The organism is Limimaricola litoreus (genome assembly GCF_024159025.1).
Lineage (GTDB): Bacteria > Pseudomonadota > Alphaproteobacteria > Rhodobacterales > Rhodobacteraceae > Limimaricola > Limimaricola litoreus.
The window spans coordinates 1-4,630 of the sequence record NZ_JAMYXC010000223.1; the positions used below are offsets into that span (position 1 = coordinate 1).

7 protein-coding genes are annotated in these 4,630 nt (G+C 68.6%); 6 read left to right on the plus strand and 1 reads right to left on the minus strand.

Annotation, left to right across the window (positions count from 1 at the left end; translation table 11 throughout):
- The 4 genes from NHG85_RS14710 to NHG85_RS14725 form a co-directional block, all read left to right on the plus strand.
- On the plus strand, nucleotides 1–288 hold a 288-nt coding region (locus NHG85_RS14710), incomplete at its 5' end, for a hypothetical protein (RefSeq protein WP_253333670.1).
- Nucleotides 285–620, plus strand: a complete 336-nt coding sequence (locus NHG85_RS14715) for an RNA-binding S4 domain-containing protein (protein ID WP_253333673.1) — start codon at nucleotides 285–287, stop codon at nucleotides 618–620. The genes NHG85_RS14710 and NHG85_RS14715, both read left to right, overlap by 4 nt.
- Before the next feature lie 53 nt (nucleotides 621–673).
- Complete coding sequence (gene fdxA, locus NHG85_RS14720; protein ID WP_099274374.1) at nucleotides 674–1,009, plus strand: ferredoxin FdxA; 336 nt, start codon at nucleotides 674–676, stop codon at nucleotides 1,007–1,009.
- A gap of 233 nt (nucleotides 1,010–1,242) precedes the next feature.
- Nucleotides 1,243–1,755: a CarD family transcriptional regulator gene (locus tag NHG85_RS14725; protein WP_253333675.1), complete on the plus strand. Its 513-nt coding sequence runs from the start codon at nucleotides 1,243–1,245 to the stop codon at nucleotides 1,753–1,755.
- An 88-nt stretch (nucleotides 1,756–1,843) separates the two neighbouring features.
- On the opposite strand, the gene purD is transcribed toward NHG85_RS14725, so the two are convergent.
- Nucleotides 1,844–3,118 carry a phosphoribosylamine--glycine ligase gene (gene purD / locus NHG85_RS14730; protein WP_253333677.1) on the minus strand — a complete coding sequence of 425 codons (1,275 nt, stop codon included), beginning with the start codon at nucleotides 3,116–3,118 and terminating at the stop codon, nucleotides 1,844–1,846.
- Nucleotides 3,119–3,199: 81 nt separating this feature from the next.
- Between purD and NHG85_RS14735 the strand changes: the two genes are divergently transcribed.
- Together NHG85_RS14735 and xseA are read left to right on the plus strand one after the other, a co-directional pair.
- Nucleotides 3,200–3,682, plus strand: a complete 483-nt coding sequence (locus NHG85_RS14735) for a hypothetical protein (RefSeq protein WP_253333679.1) — start codon at nucleotides 3,200–3,202, stop codon at nucleotides 3,680–3,682.
- A gap of 39 nt (nucleotides 3,683–3,721) precedes the next feature.
- Nucleotides 3,722–4,630 (plus strand): exodeoxyribonuclease VII large subunit (gene xseA, locus NHG85_RS14740; protein ID WP_253333681.1); only part of this gene is annotated, 909 nt, incomplete at its 3' end.

Sequence of the window (4,630 nt, forward strand, 5' to 3'; positions counted from 1 at the left end):
ATGGAGACCTTCTACACCTTCACCTGGGCCGGGCGCGGGCAGCGTCGGGGCGGCGAGGGCCAGAAGGGACGCCGACAGGGCGGCAAGCCCGATGGCGCGCGCAAGGACGGCGGCGCGCCGCGTGGTGCCAAGGGCAAGCCGGGCGGCAAGGGCGAAGCCAAGCGCCGCGGCAAGGGCGAGCGCGACGATCAGCGCCCGCGCAACTTCTCCTCGCAGCCCCCGCGCGAGAAGAAGATCGACCCCGACAACCCCTTTGCCGCCGCGCTCGCGGGCTTCAAGCGCGATTGAGCCGGGGCGAGGTGAACCCCGCCGAGGCGCGGCGCGAGACGCTGCGCCTCGACAAGTGGCTGTGGCAGGCGCGGTTCTTCAAGACCCGCGCCCTGGCCGCCGCGCTCGTCTCCAAGGGGCGGGTGCGGGTCAACGGCCAGCCCGCCGCCCGGCCCTCGCGCGGGGTGGGGGAGGGCGACGTGCTGACCTTTCCGCAGGGCCGCGCGATCCGCGTGGTGCGGATTCTGGCGCTTGGAGAGCGGCGCGGCCCGGCCAGCGAGGCGCAAGGGCTTTACGACGATCTTGACCCGCCGGGGGCGTCGGGAGAGGCAGAGGGTCCGGCGAGCGCTTGAATGACCCCGCGCTCTGCTCTAGCTAGGCCGCAACAAGCATCGAGGGCCCGCCAATGACCTATGTCGTCAAGGACAACTGCATCGCCTGCAAGTACACGGATTGCGTCGAGGTCTGCCCCGTCGACTGCTTCTACGAGGGCGAGAACATGCTCGTCATCCATCCCGACGAATGCATCGACTGCGGTGTCTGCGAGCCCGAATGCCCGGCGGATGCGATCCGTCCCGACACCGAGCCGGATGTCGAGAAATGGGTCGAGTTCAACCGCAAGTATTCCGAGATCTGGCCCGTCATCGTCACCAAGAAAGATCCGCTGCCGAAGGCGGAGGAGATGGATGGCAAGGAGGGCAAGATGGAATTGTTCTCCGAGGCCCCCGGCGAAGGCGGCTGATTCGCGCCCCCACGCCGAGGCCGCGCATTACACGATCTCGAACGCCTTGGCGACAAGGCGTTTCTTCGCGATGCGGCATGACGCTTTCTCGAAGGCGATTCTTGTGCTATATTGATCCGGTAATGCTGCTGCAAACCTAGATCCCGTCGGCCATCCGCGCTCCTGACGAACCCCTCGGTTCGCCGGGTCTTCGGCGCGTCCCTCACCCGGTGGAATCTTCCAGGAAGGACATCATGAGCAAGAAGAAGAACGAATTCCGTCCCGATGACTTCGTCGTCTACCCGGCGCATGGCGTCGGCAAGATCGTCTCGATCGAGGAGCAGGAAGTGGCGGGCATGTCGCTCGAGCTTTTCGTGATCTCCTTCGAGAAGGACAAGATGACGCTGCGCGTGCCCACCCACAAGGCCACCGAAGCCGGGCTGCGCTCGCTCTCGTCGCCCGACGTCGTGGCCCATGCCATGAAGACGCTCAAGGGCAAGGCCAAGGTCAAGAAGGCCATGTGGTCGCGCCGCGCGCAGGAATACGAGCAGAAGATCAACTCGGGCGACCTGATCGCCATCGCCGAGGTGGTCCGCGACCTGCACCGCGCCGATGACCAGCGCGAGCAGTCCTATTCCGAGCGCCAGCTCTACGAAGCAGCTCTCGAGCGGCTGATCCGCGAGATCGCTGCCGTCTCGGGCAGCGACGAGACCTCTGCCGCGCGCGAGATCGACGGCGTTCTGGTGAGCCGCGCCGCCGCCGCCTGAGCCGAAAGGCAAGTCATGATGCGAAAAGGGCCGCACCTCGGGGTGCGGCCCTTTTCGTTGTGCCTCGCCCCCTGGAAGGGGGCCGGCTTCAGACCGCTCCGGGCAGCGCCCGCCAGCCGATGTCGCTTCGGCAGAACCCCTCGGGCCAGTCGATCGCCTCGACCATGCCGTAAGCCGCCGCGCGGGCCTCGGCCAGCGTCTCGCCGCGGGCGGTGACGTTGAGCACGCGCCCGCCATTGGCGGTGACCTTGCCCTCGCGCAGCGCCGTGCCCGCGTGGAACACCATGGCCGAGGCGCTCTCCTCCAGCGCGTCGAGCCCGCCGATCACGGAGCCCTTGTCGTAGCTGCCTGGATAGCCCCTGGCCGCCAGCACGACCGTCAGCGCATGGTCATCGGCCCAATGCGCCTCCATGCCCTCGAGCCGCCCCTCGGCGCAGGCCTGGATCAGGTCGAGCGCCTGACCGCCGAGCCGCATCATCAGCACCTGGCACTCGGGATCGCCGAAGCGCGCGTTGTATTCGACGAGGCGGGGCTGGCCGTTCCGGATCATCAGGCCGGCATAGAGCACGCCCGAATAGGGCGTGCCGCGCCGCGCCATCTCGCGCATGGTCGGGCGGATGATCTCGTCGAGCGCCTTCTGCGCGACGCTCTCGTCCAGGATCGGCGCGGGGGAATAGGCGCCCATGCCGCCGGTGTTGGGGCCGGTGTCGCCGTCGCCGACGCGCTTGTGGTCCTGCGCCGTGCCGATCGGCAGCACCGTCTCGCCATCGACCAGCACGAAGAAGCTCGCTTCCTCGCCTTCCATGAACTCCTCGATCACCACCTCGGAGCCCGCGGCGCCGAATTCGCCGCCGAACATGTGGTCGAGCGCGGCCTGCGCCTGGTCCCGCTCGGTCGCCACGACCACGCCCTTGCCCGCGGCCAGGCCGTCGGCCTTGATCACGATCGGCATGGGTTGGCGTTCGAGATAGGTGCGTGCGGCGGCCAGATCGGTGAAATGCGCATAGCCCGCGGTGGGCGCACCGGCGGCGTCGCAGATCGCCTTGGTGAAGTTCTTCGAGCTTTCGAGCCGCGCGGCGGCGGCGGAGGGGCCGAACACCTTGAGCCCGGCGGCGCGGCAGGTATCGGCCACGCCGAGGGCCAGCGGTGCTTCGGGGCCGATGATGACCAGGTCCACCGCGTTCTCGGCGGCAAAGCCCGCCACCGCGTCGCCATCGAGGATGTCGAGATCGGCGCATTCGGCGATCTGCGCGATGCCCGCATTGCCGGGGGCCACGATCAGCCTGTCGCATTTGGGGTTCTGCAGCACCGCCCAGGCGATGGCGTGTTCGCGTCCGCCGGACCCGAGAATGAGGATGTTCATGGTCGCGTCTCCCGCAAAGCCTGCCGTCGGGGCGCTTCTAGGCGCGCGCGTCCCTCGGGGCAATGGCGCGGAGGCGCATGCGTGTTGTGGCCGATCGGCCACGCCGCAGGCCGGGACCGGCGGAAGAAAGCCGTGGCGACTGGCGCGAGCAAGATCGATATGGAATGCAACTACTGGTTTAAAAGGGAGAATAACCTCATGCAAAGACGACATTTTCTCGCCATGATCCCGTTCGGTATCGGGCTGGGCGCCACCGCCGCCATGGCTCAGGACGACCCGCTCGGCGCGATCTTCATGCAACTGCCCCCGCGCACCCGGCGCGATCTGCAGGAAGAGCTGAGCTATGGCGGTTTCTACGACAGCGCGCTCGACGCGGCCTGGGGGCCGGGCACGCGCCGCGGGGTGATTTCCGCGGCCCAGTTCCTGAATCAGAATTCGCGCGGCCGCATCCAGCCCGATCTGAGCAGCGTGCGTGGCGTGCAGATCTTCATGACCAGCCTCGCCGCGCGAGAATATTCGGCCTGGCTCTACGGCGAGGGCGATGAGGGCAGCGACGGCTTCTGACCCGTTGCCCCCTCGCGCGGCATGGTGCAGGTAAGGGCCATGGACCTGTTCGAAGATGATGGCCCCGCGCCGGGCGGCAACGCGCATGAGTTCACCGTGTCCGAGATCTCGGGCGCGGTGAAGAAGACCATCGAGGGCGAGTTCGGCCATGTCCGGGTGCGCGGCGAGGTGGGCCGCGTCACCGTTGCGCGCACCGGCCACATGTATTTCGATCTCAAGGACGACCGCTCCGTGCTCTCCGCCGTCAGCTGGAAGGGGCAGGTCTCCAAGCTGACGCATCGCCCCGAGGAGGGGATGGAGGTCATCGCCACCGGGCGGATGACGACCTTCGGCTCGCAATCGCGCTACCAGCTCAATGTCGAGGAGGTGGTGCCCGCGGGGGCAGGCGCGCTGATGGCGATGCTGGAAAAGCGGCGGCAGGCGCTCGCCGCCGAGGGGCTGTTCGACGAGGGGCGCAAGCGGCCCATCCCCTACCTGCCCGAGATCATCGGCGTCGTGACATCGCCCACCGGCGCGGTGATCCGCGACATCCTGCACCGGCTGCGCGACCGCTTCCCGCGCAAGGTGCTGGTCTGGCCCGTGGCGGTGCAGGGCAGGGCCTCGGCCGCCGAGGTCGCCGCCGCGATCCGCGGCTTCAACGCGATGACGCCGGGCGGCGCGTTGCCCCGGCCCGACCTGCTGATCGTCGCACGCGGTGGCGGCTCGATCGAGGATCTGTGGGGCTTCAACGAGGAGATCGTGGTGCGCGCCGCCGCCGAAAGCGCGATCCCGCTGATCTCTGCGGTGGGGCACGAGACCGATACCACGCTGATTGACCACGCCAGCGACCGGCGCGCGCCGACGCCCACGGCGGCCGCCGAGATGGCGGTGCCGGTGCGGGCCGAGTTGCAGGCCGATCTCGCGCAGTTCGGCGCACGGCTGGTGCAATCCACCCGCGCCGGGCTCGAC